This is a genomic window from Cryobacterium sp. GrIS_2_6 (assembly GCF_035984545.1).
Taxonomy (GTDB): domain Bacteria; phylum Actinomycetota; class Actinomycetes; order Actinomycetales; family Microbacteriaceae; genus Cryobacterium.
Genome location: NZ_JAXCHP010000001.1, coordinates 3688637 through 3704023 on the forward strand (window position 1 = coordinate 3688637; position 15387 = coordinate 3704023).

At 68.1% G+C, this 15387-nt stretch carries 13 protein-coding genes and 1 tRNA gene; 11 read left to right on the forward strand and 3 right to left on the reverse strand.

The window, feature by feature from the left end; translation table 11 throughout:
• The first annotated feature begins 40 nt into the window (after window positions 1-40).
• Window positions 41-889, forward strand: coding sequence for a hypothetical protein (locus RCH22_RS17900; RefSeq protein ID WP_327014994.1), 849 nt, complete (start codon window positions 41-43; stop codon window positions 887-889).
• A complete protein-coding gene (locus tag RCH22_RS17905) occupies window positions 882-3113 on the forward strand; it encodes an HlyD family efflux transporter periplasmic adaptor subunit (RefSeq protein ID WP_327014995.1) in 2232 nt (743 codons plus the stop codon). Before RCH22_RS17900 ends, RCH22_RS17905 begins: the two co-directional genes overlap by 8 nt.
• Window positions 3114-3138: 25 nt before the next feature.
• On the opposite strand, the gene RCH22_RS17910 is transcribed toward RCH22_RS17905, so the two are convergent.
• Window positions 3139-4158 carry a LacI family DNA-binding transcriptional regulator gene (locus tag RCH22_RS17910; protein ID WP_327014996.1) on the reverse strand — a complete coding sequence of 340 codons (1020 nt, stop codon included), beginning with the start codon at window positions 4156-4158 and terminating at the stop codon, window positions 3139-3141.
• A gap of 168 nt (window positions 4159-4326) precedes the next feature.
• Between RCH22_RS17910 and RCH22_RS17915 the strand changes: the two genes are divergently transcribed.
• From RCH22_RS17915 to RCH22_RS17925, 3 genes are all read left to right on the forward strand, one after another.
• Window positions 4327-4411 (forward strand) — tRNA-Tyr (locus tag RCH22_RS17915).
• An 83-nt stretch (window positions 4412-4494) separates the two neighbouring features.
• A complete protein-coding gene (locus tag RCH22_RS17920) occupies window positions 4495-5325 on the forward strand; it encodes an inositol monophosphatase family protein (protein WP_327014997.1) in 831 nt (276 codons plus the stop codon).
• 339 nt (window positions 5326-5664) lie between these two features.
• On the forward strand, window positions 5665-6909 hold the full coding sequence (locus RCH22_RS17925) for a M23 family metallopeptidase (RefSeq protein ID WP_327014998.1): 1245 nt from the start codon (window positions 5665-5667) through the stop codon (window positions 6907-6909).
• A gap of 23 nt (window positions 6910-6932) precedes the next feature.
• Here the strand turns inward: RCH22_RS17925 and RCH22_RS17930 are convergent, their stop codons facing one another.
• Entirely contained in the window at window positions 6933-7880 is a 948-nt protein-coding gene (locus RCH22_RS17930; RefSeq protein WP_327014999.1) for a GTP pyrophosphokinase family protein, read from the reverse strand.
• A gap of 319 nt (window positions 7881-8199) precedes the next feature.
• Between RCH22_RS17930 and RCH22_RS17935 the strand changes: the two genes are divergently transcribed.
• Window positions 8200-9117 carry a DUF559 domain-containing protein gene (locus tag RCH22_RS17935; protein ID WP_327015000.1) on the forward strand — a complete coding sequence of 306 codons (918 nt, stop codon included), beginning with the start codon at window positions 8200-8202 and terminating at the stop codon, window positions 9115-9117.
• A gap of 89 nt (window positions 9118-9206) precedes the next feature.
• On the opposite strand, the gene RCH22_RS17940 is transcribed toward RCH22_RS17935, so the two are convergent.
• Window positions 9207-10874 (reverse strand): glycoside hydrolase family 13 protein, encoded by a 1668-nt coding sequence (locus RCH22_RS17940; protein ID WP_327015001.1) that lies wholly within the window; start codon window positions 10872-10874, stop codon window positions 9207-9209.
• Window positions 10875-11048: 174 nt separating this feature from the next.
• Here RCH22_RS17940 and RCH22_RS17945 point away from each other — a divergent pair, with 174 nt between their 5' ends.
• The 5 genes from RCH22_RS17945 (at window position 11049) to RCH22_RS17965 (ending at window position 15366) form a co-directional block, all read left to right on the forward strand.
• Window positions 11049-12287, forward strand: a complete 1239-nt coding sequence (locus RCH22_RS17945) for an extracellular solute-binding protein (protein WP_327015002.1) — start codon at window positions 11049-11051, stop codon at window positions 12285-12287.
• Between the two features lie 146 nt (window positions 12288-12433).
• Entirely contained in the window at window positions 12434-14056 is a 1623-nt protein-coding gene (locus RCH22_RS17950) for an ABC transporter permease subunit (protein ID WP_327015003.1), read from the forward strand.
• Between the two features lies 1 nt (window position 14057).
• A complete protein-coding gene (locus tag RCH22_RS17955; RefSeq protein WP_327015004.1) occupies window positions 14058-14966 on the forward strand; it encodes a sugar ABC transporter permease in 909 nt (302 codons plus the stop codon).
• An 8-nt stretch (window positions 14967-14974) separates the two neighbouring features.
• Window positions 14975-15202 carry a hypothetical protein gene (locus RCH22_RS17960; RefSeq protein WP_327015005.1) on the forward strand — a complete coding sequence of 76 codons (228 nt, stop codon included), beginning with the start codon at window positions 14975-14977 and terminating at the stop codon, window positions 15200-15202.
• Entirely contained in the window at window positions 15199-15366 is a 168-nt protein-coding gene (locus RCH22_RS17965; protein WP_327015006.1) for a hypothetical protein, read from the forward strand. The genes RCH22_RS17960 and RCH22_RS17965 overlap by 4 nt, the downstream gene beginning before the upstream one ends.
• Window positions 15367-15387 lie beyond the last annotated feature (21 nt).

Below are 15387 nucleotides of genomic sequence, written 5' to 3' on the forward strand. Positions count from 1 at the left end.
CATCCGCTTCACACCACGCTTCACAGCCATTGGAGACCACATGACCCGCATCCGACCCGCCACCCGTTTCGCCACCAACTTCGGTGTTCTCCTCGCCCTCGGCGGAGTGCTCCTGCTGACTGGATGTGCCGCGGGAGCGAGCACGGCCGCGGTTCCAGCCGCGTCGGCAGCCCCGGCGGCGTCGCCGGGGACGCAGGGAGGTGGGGGCATCAATGGCACCATCGCCTCCGTCGCAGCCGGCGTCCTCCAGGTGCAGGACTCCAGCGCCCAGACGGCGGTTTCGTACACTGCAGCGACGACGATCACCGCGACCGTGACGGGCGCCCTGACGGATGTCTCGCTCGGCCGCTGCGTCAGCGTCTCCGGCTCCACTGCGGCGAGCGGAACGACCGTGGCCACCGCGGCGACGAGCGTCACCGTGACCGACGCAGTGGACGGGGCCTGCACAACGGGCAACCGCGGTGGCGGCACCGGCGGAGCCGGCGGCACGATGCCGACCGGAGCCCCGGACGGGACCGCACGGACCGGCATGCCGACCGACGGATCCACCGGAGCCCCAGGCGGGATGAACGGCGGCTTCCCGGTGAGCGGACTCGTGACCGCCGTTGCCGCTGACTCGATCACCATCGACGCCGCAGGCATGGGCAGCACGGACACGACCTCGACCGAGGTCACCGTCGCGGGCACGACCACGTACCTCAATACGGTCGCCTCCGACTCGAGCGCCCTCGTCGTCGGCGCATGCGCCGTGGCGACCGGCGCATCGGACACGAGCGGCGGCTTCGCTGCGACCGCCCTGAAGATCTCGACCGCCACCGCGGACGGCTGCGTCTCGCGGTCGGGCTTCGGCGGGGGCAACCGCCCGAGCGGGAGCACCTCCAATGAGTAGGACTCCCTTCGGCGCTTCCCGCCGGGCGACCCGCGCCGAGGCAACCGCAGCTGCAGCTGCAGCTGCAGCCGCAGCGCTGTCGAACTCGTCGGCGCGCGCCGAACTCAACGCCCGGAACGAGGGGCCGGCTCCGGCGACAACGTCTCTCGCGACGCTGACCGCATCCGGGGACGCGCCAACGACCGAGAAATCCCTCAAAGCGGTACGGTCGGCCAAGGTCATCGCAAAGCGCCGCCGACGACTGATCGCTCTCGGCGCGGTCACTGCCGTGCTGTGCGCTTCGGGCGGCGGTGTCGTGTACGCCATGAACCGCACCGACAGCGGCGACTTCCGTACTGTCGAGGCCGCGATGGGGACGGTCAGCCAGTCGCTCGCCCTGACCGGAACCGTCGCGCCGACGAGCCGGAAGGATGCCTCCTTCTCCGTCGGCGGGAAAGTCGCGACGGTCGATGTCGCCGTCGGGGCCACCGTGACAGCAGGGCAGACCCTCGCGACGCTCGACGCGACCGACCTGGCCGCAGCGGTCACGAAGGCGGAGGAGACCGTCACGGCAGCTGAGCAGACCCTCACGGACGACCTCGATTCCCAGACCGCCACCGCGACCACGACGACGTCGTCGACCGCTTCGACCGCTTCGACCGCTTCGACCGGGTCGGCCGGGTCCGCGTCGACCGGTCCGGCATCGGGAACGTCGTCCGGAACGACCGCCGGCACCGAAACGGGCACGACGGCCGGGTCCTCAGGGTCGACCGGCTCAACCTCGACCGTTCCCAACGCGGCGGTGACGGCGGCCGTGACCGCCGTCACCGCCGCCCAAGCCGCGCTCCTCGCGAAATATACCGACGCCCAGGCCGCGCTCGCCGCGAGCGACGCGACGATGGCCTCGACTGACGAGACCTGCAAACCGTTCATCGACGCGGCACTCGACGATGCCGCGACGACCGGCACGACCACCACCGACTCGACTGAGACCACGGCCGTCCCGACCGATACCGCCTCGCCCACCCCGACCGACACGGCGACACCAACGCCGACGGCCTCGGCAACCCCGTCGACGACGACCGCCGAGCGACTCGCGACCGCGAAGGCGGACCTGGCCGCGTGCCAGACCGCGATCACCGCAGTCCTCGCCGGCCAGCAGACCGCCGACACGGCCCAGCATGACGTGCTGACCCTGGTAACCGCGCTGAACACCGCCGTCACCGGCCTCACCGACGCCGTCATGGCCGCGAACGCCGCGACAACGACTGGCACGGCCGGCACGGCCGGCAGCTCAACCGGGGCCGCTGGGACAACCGGAACCAGCATCGGCACGACCGGCACGACAACGGGTTCCTCTGCCGCAACCACCGGCACCGCCTCCGGGACCACGACGGGCACAACGTCCGCCACCGGAACAACCGGAACAACCGGAACTGCGTCCGGCACGGGCACGGGGTCAACGGCGACGACAACGGTCGCCTCCGGCGAGACGATCGTGGCCGACCGGGCCGACATCGCCGCCGCAGAGGCGCAGCTCGCCATCGCCCAGAAGCAGGCCACCCTTGCCACCCTCACGGCTCCGTACGCCGGAACCGTTGCTGCGGTCGCGATCGTCGCGGGCGACACCGTCTCCGCGGCGTCGAGCACCGCCGTGGTCACGATCCTCGGCACCGACGGCTACGTCGTCGACTCGACCGTGTCCCTCGCGAGCGTCGCGAGCCTCAAGGTCGGCCAAACCTCGACGATCGAACTATCCACGACGGGAACCAAGCTGACCGGAACCGTCAGCTCCATCGGGATCCTCAACGTGTCCACCTCGTCGACGCCCAAGTATGCGGTCACGATCGCCGTGGACGCGACAGACGCGAAGATCCTGACGGGCGCATCCGCTCACGTCACGGTGGCGATCGTGAGCACGGATGCCGTGCTCACCGTGCCGACATCGGCCGTGCACCGCGACGGGTCGGCATACACCGTCGACCTGCTCGTCGCCGAGGTCTCCACGTCGACGGCCGTCAAGGTCGGCGCCGTAGGCACCGAGCTCACCGAGATCGACTCCGGGCTCGCTGCCGGAGACGTCGTGATCCTCGCCGACCTGAGCGCCGCGATCGCGGGCACGGCGGCCGACACGAGTTCGAGCCTCACCGACCTCGGTGGTTCGAGCAGCGGAAGCAGCTCGGACTTCCAGGGCGGCCCGCCGTCGGGGAGCGGCTTCAGCGGCGGTACCCCGCCCCAGGGCTGATGCCCGGGGGTGCTGCCCGTCCGGTTCAGTCCTGGGCCGGGCGGGCGGTACTCGACCGCACCATCAGCTCGAACGGGATGGCGGTGTCTAGTCCGACGGGGTGGTGCTTTCCCGGCTGCAGCTCATCGAGCAGGATCTCGACGGCCTTCTCGCCCTGCCACTGCGGGAACTGGGCGATCGTGGTCAGCCCGAAGAAGTCGGCGAGGTCGTGGTCGTCCGTTCCGACCACGGACACGTCCCGCGGCACGACCAGCCCGAGGTCGCGCGCGGCTAAAATGCTGCCGATCGCCATCTCGTCCGACGCGGCGAAGATCGCACTGGGCCGCTCGTGCGGGTTGCCGAGCAACTGCTTGGCGGCCTGGTACCCCCCGCGGACCGTGAAGTCCGCCGCCTGGAACAGGGCAGGCGTCGGCGTGATGCCCGCGCCGGTCAGCGCGAGCTCGTAGCCGAGCCGCCGGTTCGTCGGCAGGTGGAAGTCGAGGTCGAGCTCGAGGTTGCCGCCGATATGCGCGATCCGGGTGTGCCCGAGCGCCAAGAGGTGCTCGGTCGCGAGGCGGGCGACGGCGACATCGTCGATCGTGAGGGTTCGCACCCCGGGGATCGGGCCGCCGATGCCGACGAGCGGTTTCTCGAGCGCGTGCAACCGGGCCACCTCGTCCGGGCTCAGTTCGAGGGAGACCGCAATGACGGCATCCACTCTTTGGCGCAGCAGGAAGTGCTCGAATACGCTGCGGCGTTCGTCGTCGTCGCCGGCGAGGCTGTAGAGGGTGAGGTCGTAGCCACCGCGGAGCAGCGCCTTTTGCGCGCCCTCGACGACGTTGGAGAAGAACCAGCGGTCGAGGAACGGCACGACGACGCCGATATTCTTCATGCGACCGGATGCGAGGCTCGAGGCGTTCGAGGACACGACGTAGCCGAGTTCTCCCGCAACGGTCTCGACCCGGAGCCGGGTGGCCGGGGAGACGTGCCCGTTGCCGCTCAGGGCGCGAGACACCGTCGCTGTGGACACGCCCGCCTGGCGGGCGACGTCGTCGATGCCGACCATGCGGCTCCTCACAAGTCAGGGGGAAATGGCCCTTCAGCGATCATATCGAGCGGGCGCATCCGTCAGCCGTCACCGACGGTTCTGGAGGCAATTTCGCACGGGGGCAATTCCCTTGTATTCTGTCTGAGCGTCTCCGGTCAGGTGGTTTCACATGGTCGGGTGCGCAATGGCAAGTTACCCAAGTGGCCAAAGGGATCTGACTGTAAATCAGCCGTCGTAGACTTCGGGGGTTCGAATCCCTCACTTGCCACCACCCAATACCCCCGGAAACCCTGCGTTTCCGGGGGTTTTTGCGTCTCCATCCCGGCTTTCCCCTGCGTCCTCTACCGTGGAACCATGGCTGCTCCCGCCCCGACCGAACTGCTCCGCCTCGCCCAGGACACCGCGCTCGTCGCTGGGGAGCTGGCGGCGAGGCGCCGCGCCGAGGGTGTCGAGGTCGCCGCGTCCAAGTCCTCGCCGGAGGACATCGTCACCTTCGCAGACCGGGAGACCGAAAATCTGATCCGGGCTTTGCTCGCCGGGGCGCGGCCGAATGACGGCTTCTTCGGTGAGGAGTCCGCGGCGACCCCCGGCACCTCCGGCCTGACCTGGGTCGTCGACCCGATCGACGGCACGGTCAACTTCCTCTACGGCATCCCCGCCTGGGGCGTCAGCATCGCCGTCGTAGAGGGCGACGACCCGGCAACCTGGACGACCGTGGCCGGCGCCGTCTTCAACCCGGCGCTCGGCGAGCTCTTCACGGCCTCGGCGGGCGGCGGCTCGCACCTCAACGGCAGCAGGCTCCAGGTCAACACCGGCGTTCCCCTCAACCTCGCACTGGTCGGCACCGGGTTCTCCTACCGGGCGGCCATGCGGCTGCGGCAGGCGAACGTCGTGCACGGCCTCATCGGCCGGGTACGGGACATCCGCCGGATCGGTTCGGCCGCGCTCGACCTCTGTTCCGTTGCCGCCGGGCGCCTCGACCTCTACTACGAGCGCGGGCTCAACCCGTGGGACCAGGCCGCGGGCGCGCTCGTCGCCCGCGAGGCCGGCGCGCGCGTCGGAGCCTTCGGCGAGGACCGGGAGGGAATCGACCTCCTGATCGCAGGGGCACCCGACCTGTACGCCGACTTCGAGCCGATACTTGCCCCACTCTTCAGCGAATTCATGAGTTCTCAGGAACAGTGACGCGGCGACCACCTGCCGTACGCCGATGCCGGGGTGACAGCGGAAATCCGGCCGAAACAGCGCCCCCAATAGTGACGGCAAAATACCCCGTTTTGAGGTGTCATTACGTGCACAGGAATGGAATATTCGGGCCTCGAGGGTTAGCCTGTAGTGATTCGTTACTTTGGCCAGGCCAAGACGACCACTCTCGCCACTGTCAGCCGCGCCGAAAGAATTCACCCGACTTTGTCTTCTCACTCCTCCACACCGCGTGATCGCGCGCGTGCCGCGAGTGACTCTGGAAGCCCGGCAGTGACCGCTTCTTCCGCTCCGGCGCGGCCCGTCCAGCAGGCTGTGCCCATGCATCCGGCCGCACTGACCCGCCGGGAGCTGCGCGAGCAGGAACGCCTCGCCGCGACACCCCTGGCCGCTGCATACCGCGCCGCAGCAGCCGACGCGCTGGCCGTTCCCGCCGTTTCGAACGCCGCACGGCCGATCGAACTCAGCGCCGACGCTGCGCGGGCCATCGCCGATGAACTCGCCGAACCCGAACTCGCCGCCGTGACGGTCAACGACACCGACCGCCTGATTGCTGCCCCGGCCGCCGCCGACGCACCCGTGACCGACCTCGACCAGCTCCTGACGGAGGCCGGGACGCCGACCACATCGATCCCGCTGCCGACCAGGTCCCAGGTGCGCGCCGTGAAGTCCGGCTCCCACGGCTCCGCCCGTGCCGCCGGGGCGATCCGGGCCCTGGACGACGCCGGCCAGCCGGTCCGCCCGTCTCGGACCGCATCGCGGACCGCGTCACGGGCCCTCCGCAGCGGCACGATGAAGCAGCCGACCCGGCGACCCGCCGTCCAGGCGCCGTCCCAGCGGCCGGCACCGAAGCTGCGCCGCCTCGCCACAACGGGCGTCACGGTCGTCGCCATGGCCTTCGTCGCCCTGATGGCCGTGTCCACGTCGCTTCCCGCCGAAGCGCTGCTCTCCTCGGCCGACGTGCAGGCCGCCGCCCGGCTCTCCACGCAGACCTCACCGGCCGAACCGGCGCAGACGCTCAGCATGGACGGCGGCACGGACACGATTTCCGTCACGCGCGACGGCTTCGAATCGAAGTCGATCGCCGAGGTCGCCGCGGCGAGCGGCATCCGCATGGAAGCGACCTTCACCAACAATCCGAACGGCACGATCCAGTGGCCCTTCGCGGTCGGCGTGCACATCGGCGACCGATTCGGTTATCGCAACTGCGCCGGCTGTTCCGCTGACCACCAGGGCCAGGACTTCAACCCTGGCATCGGCGCCCCGATCCAGTCCATCGCCGACGGCGTCGTGAGCTACACCGAAGACGGCGAAGGCAGCCTCGGCGTGCACATGATCATCGACCACGTCATCGACGGCAAGGTCGTCTCGAGCGTCTACGCGCACATGATCCACGGCTCGATGCTCTTCAAGACCGGCGACGTCGTCAAGGTCGGCCAGGTCATCGGTAAGGTCGGTAACACAGGAATGTCCACCGGCCCGCACCTGCACTTCGAGATCCGCCTCGGCGGCAAGGACGGTGTCCACGTCGACCCGCTCGTCTGGCTCCGCGCCAACACGAACTAGAGCCCGCCGCGCGCCCTATGGCGCTAGTCGGTGACGTCGCTCGAGCGGCCGCGATCGATGGCCTCGAGCAGGCTCGTCGGCAGTGCGAACGGGGTGAGTCCGGCGATGCTCAGCAGGTCGTCCCCTGCCCGCACCGCGGGTTCGAGGGCGACAACCTGATTGTGCAGGCGTTCCATCTGGACGTCCAGGCGATTGGCGACATCCGCCGCCTCTTTGAGCTCGGCGACGAGGTTCGCCGGCACGACGCCGCGGTACTTGTAGAAAATCTTGTGTTCGAGGCTCGCCCAGAAGTCCATCGCCACGGTGCGGATCTGGATCTCGACGGTGACCGGCTCGACCCGGTCGGACATGAACACCGGGATCGCCACGATCAGATGCAGGCTCTTGTAGCCGTTCGACTTGGGGGCGGCGACGTAGTCCTTGACCTCGAGGACGGTGACGTCTTCCTGGCTCGTCAGCATGTCGAGCACCCGATAGGTGTCGGAGATGAAGCTACAGGTGACCCGGATGCCCGCAATGTCCTGGATCTGCCGGCGGATGTCCTCGAGGTCGAGCGGGCAGCCCTTGCGGAGAGCCTTGTTCAGGATCCCCTCCGGCGATTTGATCCGGGAGCTGACGTGCTCGATCGGGCTGTAGTCGTGGATGGACGCGAACTCTTCCTTGAGGATGTTGATCTTCGTCATCATCTCGTCGGTCGCGAACTTGTAGGACATCATGAAGCGGGTGAGCTCGGTCTTGATCTCATGGTGGCGCGCCTTCTCGGCGTCGCTCTCGGCCTGAATCTCGGCGTGTGTCCAGGCGGGTGCCTCGTCGTAGGCTCCTGCACGTGACTCTCTGCGAGCCCCAGACCGGGTTCCTGACCCTGAACCGGACTCGACGACGAGGTCGGTATCCGTGCTCTCCTGCGCGACGAGGTCGGTATCCGTGCTCTGCTGGATGCCGGCGACGCTGTCGGTCTGTGGGGCGGTCACGGTGTGCTCCTTCTGCAGGCGCCAGATCGGCGCCGCTCCCCCAATCCTCCCACTTCGGGGCTGCGGGTCGGCTGGGATGACGCCCCGCCGAGCCTGGCGGGGCGTGTTCTGGACTCCGGGACCCGATCTATCGTCGCTCCTGCACGGGCCACCTGCGGAATGCAGGATGAGAGGCGCACTGAGGCGGGGGCAGCCTCAACGGCTTTCTCATCCTGCGTTTCACCCGCTCCCGCCGGCAGGGAGCCGACTCGCGGGGCGAGTTGTCCACAGATCTCGACCCCGAGGACGCGGGGACGCACCACCGCGGCACTCTGGGGCCATGACGGATGCGGCGGCAGTAGTCAGGAAGGTCGGCGGAGCGGCGAGTTACGGGTACCTCGCAATGGCGGGAGTGCCGAGGTCTGTGGTCCAAGGGGCCGTGCGATCGGGGGAGCTCCGCCGGGTGCGGAACGGGTGGTTCGCCGTTCCCGAGGCTGCGACCGATGTGGTCAGGGCCGTGCGGGTCGGAGGCACGCTGACCGGGGCATCCGTCGCGCGGCTGCATGGGCTCTGGTTGCTTCCCGACCGGATGCTGCACGTCCGTGTCCCCGCGACGGCGAGCCGGCTGCGAGACCCCGGCGACCCCACTCGACGGCTCGAGGCGGAGAGGCATCGGGTGTGCGTGCACTACAGCCGGTCGCCGGGAACAGGGCGCTCGCGCGACCCGCTCGTCCGCGCCCTCACGGAGATGTTCCTCTGCGACCCCGGCGATGCCGCGGTCGTCGCTGTCGACTCCGCGCTCAACCTCCGCGAACTCGGTCCCGGCGGACTCGCCGAACTCCGCGCGAACCTCAGCCCGGCCCAGCGGAAGCGGCTCGCGCTCGTCGACGGGGGCAGCGATTCCGGGCTTGAGACGCTGCTCCGGTTGTTTTGCGTGCGCCAGCGGATGCGCGTGCGCACCCAGGTCCGGATCCGCGGTGTCGGCCGGGTCGACCTGCTCGTGGGCCACCGCCTGGTGCTCGAACTCGACGGTGAAGGATTCCATACCGGAATCGAGTTCGAGAACGACCGGCGCCGCAACTTCGAACTGGTTCAGCTCGGGTATCTTGTCGTGCGGATCAGCTACAAGATGCTGCTGCATGACCGGGAGCGCGTCGAGGCCGGAATCCTCGCCCTCGTCCGCAGGGACGAGCACCTCTGGACCGCGTCGCGCGTCCGGCCGACGCCGACGCGAAATGCAGGACCATGCGCGGGTTGAGGCTGGGGGAGTCTCAGCGGCGTTCTGATCCTGCATTTCGTGAGTTCGCGAACATCGATCTGCGACACCTCGGCTGAGGGAGGGTGGAGCTAGGCGAGCAGCCAGGCCGTGGTGTCGCCGGGCAGGGTGCGTCCCGTGAGAGGTTCACTGGCGAGCAGCACCTCGCCGGCGGGCAGGGTGACGGATGCCGCCCCCGTGTTCGCGACGACGGTCACGCTGCCGTTCGTGAACGCCACGACCGCGTCACCGAGCCCGTTCAGCCAGGACACCGAACCGAGCCCGAGGCCGTGCTCCCTGCGGAGCCGGAGGGCGAGCTTGTAGAGCTCGAGGGTCGACGTCGGCACGCCTTCCTGCACGTCGCGGGCGAGTTCGCCCCAGATGGCCGGCTGCGGCAACCAGCTGGCCGCGGTCGGGCCGAAACCGTAGGACGGGGCCGAGCCGACCCAGGGCAGCGGCACGCGGCATCCGTCCCGGCCATAGCGTTCACCGTTGGTGCGGAACCAGGTCGGGTCCTCGCGAGCGGTGTCTGGCAGGTCGACGACCTCGGGCAGGCCGAGTTCCTCGCCCTGGTACAGGTAGCTCGAGCCGGGCAGGGCGAGCATGAGAGCGGATGCCGCCCGCGCGCGGCGCAGGCCGACGACGGTATCGGGAAGGCCGACCGTCTTCGGGCCGATGCCGTGACCCTGCAGGTTGTCGCCCGTGAGCGCGAGACGCGAGGCGTGCCTGACCACGTCGTGGTTGGAGAGCACCCAGGTGCTCGGCGCCCCGACCGCGCTGAACGCGGCGAGGGAATCGTCGATGACGCGGCGGAGGGCGGGGCCGCCCCAGAGGGTCTCGAGGTAGGCGAAGTTGAAGGCCTGGTGCATCTCGTCGGGGCGAACCCACTCGGCGACGTGGCTGAGTGGGTCGACCCAGGCCTCGGCGGCCAGGATCCGGTCGCCGGGGTACTCGTCGAGCACGAGCCGCCAGTCGCGGTAGATCTCGTGCACTCCGGGCTGCGCCCAGTACGGGGCGGTCGCGGCGGGCTCGGCGACGACGCCCGGCTCGAGCGCGGTGGCTCCGCCCATGCTGCCGCCGTCCGCGGGGGGAATGTAGTCAGGGAGGCCTGCGGCCTTGATCATGCCGTGTGCGACGTCGACCCGGAAACCGTCGGCGCCGCGGTCGAGCCAGAAGCGCAGCACGTCGCGGAACTGTGCGCGCACCCATGGGCTCTGCCAGTCGAGGTCCGGCTGGCTCGAGTCGAAGAGGTGCAGGTACCACTGGCCAGGAGTGCCGTCGGCCTCCATGACGCGGGTCCACGCGAGACCGCCGAAGACGGATTCCCAGTTGTTCGGCGGCAGCTGGCCATTGACACCCTTGCCGTCGCGGAAAATGTAGTGCCCGCGCTCCTCGCTGCCCGGGCCGGCCGCGAGGGCGGCCTGGAACCAGGGGTGATCGTTCGAGGAGTGGTTGGGCACGATATCGACGATGACCCGGATGCCGAGATCGTGCGCCGTCGCCTGCAGGGTGGCGAAATCGTCGAGGGTGCCGAAGAGGGGATCGACGTCGCAGTAGTCGGCCACGTCGTACCCCGCGTCGCGCTGGGGCGACGTATAGAACGGTGAAAGCCAGATCGCGTCGATGCCGAGATCGCGCAGGGCGGGGAGCCGGCTGGTAATGCCGGCGAGGTCGCCCATACCGTCGCCGTTCGAGTCAGCAAACGAGCGCGGATAGATCTGGTAGATAACGGCGGTACGCCACCATTCGGAGCCTGTCATGACGAAAACTTTACTGCATGTAATCCCAGATGAAAGCGTTTGCAGAAATCTATGCTTAAACGATTCCGACAAACTTTAAGATACCATCGTGCTTTGAATTGCCAATCAACAGTCGATCGACTAAACATGTAAACGCTTGCACTTTTATTTGTTCGTTCTACGAGAGGCACACCAATGATGGTGAAGAAGAAAGCCCTGCTTGCCGCCGGCGCCGTACTGGCAGCCGCAACACTGGCCCTGACCGGCTGTTCAAGCGGAGGGGCCGCCTCGACAGCGAGCTCCACGGCCGCCGCCGGCTCTGGAAGCCTGACCGTCTGGGTCGACGCCGACCGCGCACCCGTGCTCAAGGATGCCGCCGCAGCCTTCACCCAGGAGACCGGTGTCGAGGTGAAGCTGGTCCAGAAGGACTTCACCAAGATCCAGGACGAGTTCATCGCCCAGGTTCCCACCGACAAGGGCCCGGACATCACGATCGCCGCCCACGACTGGCTCGGCAACTTCGTCGCCAACGGCGTCGTCCAGCCGGTCGAACTCGGCGACACCGCCGCCAACTACCAGAAGGTCGCGGTCACGGCGATGAGCGTCGAGGGCAAGACCTACGGCGTCCCGTACTCCATCGAGAACATCGCCCTGCTCCGCAACACCGCGCTGGCGCCGGCCGCCCCCGCCACCTATGACGACATGGTCGCAGCGGGCAAGGCCGCCGGCACCGAGTTCCCGTACCTCGTGCAGCTCGGCCCGGACGCCGACCCGTACCACCTGTACCCGTTCCAGACCTCCTTCGGCGCCCCGGTCTTCGGCACCAACGCCGACGGCAGCTACAACGCGAACGACCTGTCCATCGGCAACGCCGGTGGCGAGGGCTTCGCGACCTGGCTCGGCGCCCAGGGCGCGACAGGCAACCTGAGCCTGAACGTCACGAGCGACATCGCCAAGGAGAAGTTCCTCGCGGGAGCCTCGCCCTTCCTGATCACCGGCCCGTGGAACGTCCCGGACGCCCAGAAGGCAGGCATCACCGTCGCCGTCGACCCGATCCCGTCGGCCGGCGGCCAGACGGCACAGCCGTTCGTCGGCGTGCAGGGCTTCGTCGTGAGCGCCAAGAGTAAGAACGCCCTCGCCGCGAATGAGTTCCTCGTCAACTACATCGGCAGCGAAAAGGTACAGACCGCCCTCTATAAGGTCGGCGGCCGGGCCCCGGCCAACACCGCGGCCTTCGAGGCGGCCAGCTCAGACCCGATCACCGCCGGCTTCGGCAAGGTTGCGGCCACGGCCGTCCCGATGCCGAGCATCCCGCAGATGGGCAAGGTCTGGCAGTTCTGGGGTGTCACCGAAGCGGCGATCATTTCCCAGAAGGGTGACCCGGTCGCCCTGTGGCAGAAGATGACCGCCGACATCCAGACAGCCATCAAGTAACGAAGCACCACCAGCACCACCAGCACCACCAGCACCACCAGCACCACAGCACCACAGCACCACAGAACGACGGATGCCCGTCCCCGGCCCCCCGCGGACGGGCATCCGCTCACCAGCACAACCTGCACCCGAGAAGGCGGACAACGATGACCACACCACGCACCGAGCAGGACGCGGCGCAGCTGAGGCAGACGAAACGCTCCCGGCGGGCCGCCCGGGTCGCCGAGGCCGCCTCCGCCGGGGTCAAGGTGCTCCTGGTGAAGATCGTGCTTCTCGGCATCGTCGACGCGATCAGCGTCTACGCCCTCTTCGTGCTCGTCATGAAACAGGACTGGGTCGTCGTCGGCCTCGTCGCCTTCGTGACCCTGGTCGTCAACTGGATCTACTTCAGCCACCAGAAGCTCCCGGCCAAGTACCTCGCGCCCGGGCTGATCTTCCTGCTCATCTTCCAGATCTTCGTGATCGGCTACTCCGGCTACATCGCTTTCACCAACTACGGCACCGGTCACAACAGCACCAAGGCCGACGCGGTCAACGCACTCATCGTCTCCTCGCAGGAGCGGGTTCCCGACTCCGCGAGCTACGGCCTCACCGTGCTCGAACAGTCCGGCGAGTTCAGCTTCCTCGTCACCGACCCCGACGGCACCATCAGCGTCGGCTCGGCGACGAGCCCCCTCCGGGTCGTCACCGACGCGACGACGGATGCCACGGGAAAGGCCACCGGCCTCGCCGGCTACACGTCGCTGCGCTTCGCCGACATCGTCGCCCAGCAGCAGGACATCGCCGCGCTCTCCGTCCCCGTCTCGGACGACCCGAACGACGGGTCCCTCCGCACCCCCGACGGGTCGAGCGCCTACCTCTACGTCTCCGACCTTGTCTACTCCGCCGCCGACGGCACCATGACGAACAGCAGCACCGGCGTCGTCTACGCCGACAACGGCAAGACCGGCTCCTTCGTGGCGCCGAGCGGCGAGGAACTGCTCCCCGGCTGGAAGGTCGAGGTGGGCTTCGCGAACTTCGTGCACGCCTTCGGCTCCGAGTCCATCCGCGGGCCGCTCATCAGCGTCACCCTGTGGACCTTCGCCTTCGCCTTGCTCTCGGTGCTGACCACCTTCGGGCTCGGGCTCTTCCTCGCGATCGTCTTCAACGACCTGCGGATGCGGGGACGGAACGTCTACCGGGTGGTGATGATCCTGCCGTACGCCTTCCCGGCCTTCCTCTCAGCCCTGGTCTGGGCGGGCATGCTCAACCCGCAATTCGGCTTCGTGAACCAGGTGCTCTTCGGCGGGGCGGACATCCCCTGGCTGACCAACGAATGGCTGGCCAAGTTCAGCATCATCTTCGTCAACCTCTGGCTCGGCTTCCCGTACATGTTCCTGGTCTGCACGGGGGCGCTGCAGTCGATCCCGTCCGAGATCCAGGAGGCCGCGACCGTGGACGGGGCGAGGCCCTGGCAGGTGTTCCGGCTGATCAAGCTCCCGCTGCTGCTCGTCTCGGTCGCGCCGCTGCTGATCTCATCGTTCGCGTTCAACTTCAACAACTTCAACCTGATCTACATGCTCACCGGCGGCGGTCCCCGTGACGTCACGGCCGGCGTGAACGTCGGGGCCACTGACATCCTGATCTCGATGGTGTACAAGGTCGCCTTCGTCGGCGCGAGCCGTGACTACGGGCTCACGAGCGCGTTCTCGATCATCATCTTCCTGCTGGTCGCGCTCGTGTCGATCGTCAGCTTCAAACAGACCAAGGCGTTAGAGGAGTTGAACTGAGATGCGAATCGCAGCCCCCGAAACCAGCGACCAGTACATCCCGACCAAACGACCGTTCAACTTCGGCCGGTGGTTCTCCCGCACCGGCTGGCGGCACCTCGTCGGCGCCGTCATGGTCGTGTTCTCCGCGTTCCCGCTGCTCTACGTACTCTCCGCGTCGCTTCACCCGGGTGGCACCCTGATCACCGCGAACGGCCTCTTCAACGAGGTCGACCTCGGCAGCTACTCGACCCTGTTCAACCTGCCGCAGCAGCCATATGCCGCCTGGTACGGCAACACGCTCCTGATCGGAACGATCACCTCGGTGTGCACCGTCTTCCTCGGGGCGCTCGCCGCATATTCCTTCTCCCGCATGCGCTTCCGCGGGCGTCGGGCGGGGCTGCTGATGCTCGTCCTCGTGCAGATGTTCCCGCAGCTCCTCGCCGTCGTCGCGATCTTCCTGCTGCTCAGCGGCATCTCGGACATCTTCCCCGCGATCGGCCTCGACACCCAGATCGGGCTGATCATGGTCTACCTCGGCGGCGCCCTCGGCGTGAACACCTACCTGATGTACGGCTTCTTCAACACGATCCCCGCCTCGATCGACGAGGCGGCCAAGATCGACGGCGCCGGCCATGCCCGGATCTTCTTCACGATCATCCTGCGGCTCGTCGCCCCGATCCTCGCCGTCGTCGGCCTGCTCTCCTTCGTCGGCACCACCAATGAGTTCGTGATCGCGAGCATCGTGCTGATCACCCCCGAGAAGCAGACCCTCGCCGTCGGGCTCTACCAGTTCGTCTCCCAGGAGTTCTCGAGCAACTACTCGGTGTTCGCCGCCGGGGCCGTGCTCGCGGCGCTGCCGGTGATGGCCCTGTTCCTGTTTCTGCAGAAGTACATCGTCGGCGGGCTGACCGCCGGGTCCGTCAAGTAATCGGCACGATGCGCCCGCAGCCCTCTGCAGAGCCTCACCACGACGGTTCACCGCTCTACGTCTCCACCCAGACTCCCGCGCTCGGGAAGAGGGTGCAGGTGCGGGTGCGCGTTCCCCGGCAGTTCGGCGCCGTCACTGCCGTCTACGCACGGTCCAACCCCGACAGGAAGCCTCGATTCAGTGCGGCGCACCTGCTCGGCACGGTCGACGGCGCCCGGTGGGGGAGGCCGAGGTGATCGTGGAGAACCCGGTGCACGGCTACCGGTTCCTCCTCACGCGGGCCGACGGCGGCCACGCCTGGCTGAACGCGAGCGGCGTGCATCCCATCGAGACACTCGACTCGGAGGACGTCAAGCGCGTCACGTTTGCTTCGCCGCGGAGTGGGCGAGGTCGACCGTGATGTACCAGGTCTTCCCGGACC

Bases quoted from the DNA above. Each gene is read 5' to 3' on its own strand.
- RCH22_RS17935 (WP_327015000.1), top strand. From the start codon at position 8,200: ATGACGGATGCGGCGGCAGTAGTCAGGAAGGTCGGCGGAGCGGCGAGT.
- RCH22_RS17960 (WP_327015005.1), top strand. From the start codon at position 14,975: ATGCGCCCGCAGCCCTCTGCAGAGCCTCACCACGACGGTTCACCGCTC.
- RCH22_RS17945 (WP_327015002.1), top strand. From the start codon at position 11,049: ATGATGGTGAAGAAGAAAGCCCTGCTTGCCGCCGGCGCCGTACTGGCA.
- RCH22_RS17900 (WP_327014994.1), top strand. From the start codon at position 41: ATGACCCGCATCCGACCCGCCACCCGTTTCGCCACCAACTTCGGTGTT.
- RCH22_RS17905 (WP_327014995.1), top strand. From the start codon at position 882: ATGAGTAGGACTCCCTTCGGCGCTTCCCGCCGGGCGACCCGCGCCGAG.
- RCH22_RS17920 (WP_327014997.1), top strand. From the start codon at position 4,495: ATGGCTGCTCCCGCCCCGACCGAACTGCTCCGCCTCGCCCAGGACACC.
- RCH22_RS17955 (WP_327015004.1), top strand. From the start codon at position 14,058: ATGCGAATCGCAGCCCCCGAAACCAGCGACCAGTACATCCCGACCAAA.
- RCH22_RS17925 (WP_327014998.1), top strand. From the start codon at position 5,665: ATGCATCCGGCCGCACTGACCCGCCGGGAGCTGCGCGAGCAGGAACGC.
- RCH22_RS17940 (WP_327015001.1), bottom strand. From the start codon at position 10,874: ATGACAGGCTCCGAATGGTGGCGTACCGCCGTTATCTACCAGATCTAT.
- RCH22_RS17950 (WP_327015003.1), top strand. From the start codon at position 12,434: ATGACCACACCACGCACCGAGCAGGACGCGGCGCAGCTGAGGCAGACG.
- RCH22_RS17910 (WP_327014996.1), bottom strand. From the start codon at position 4,158: ATGGTCGGCATCGACGACGTCGCCCGCCAGGCGGGCGTGTCCACAGCG.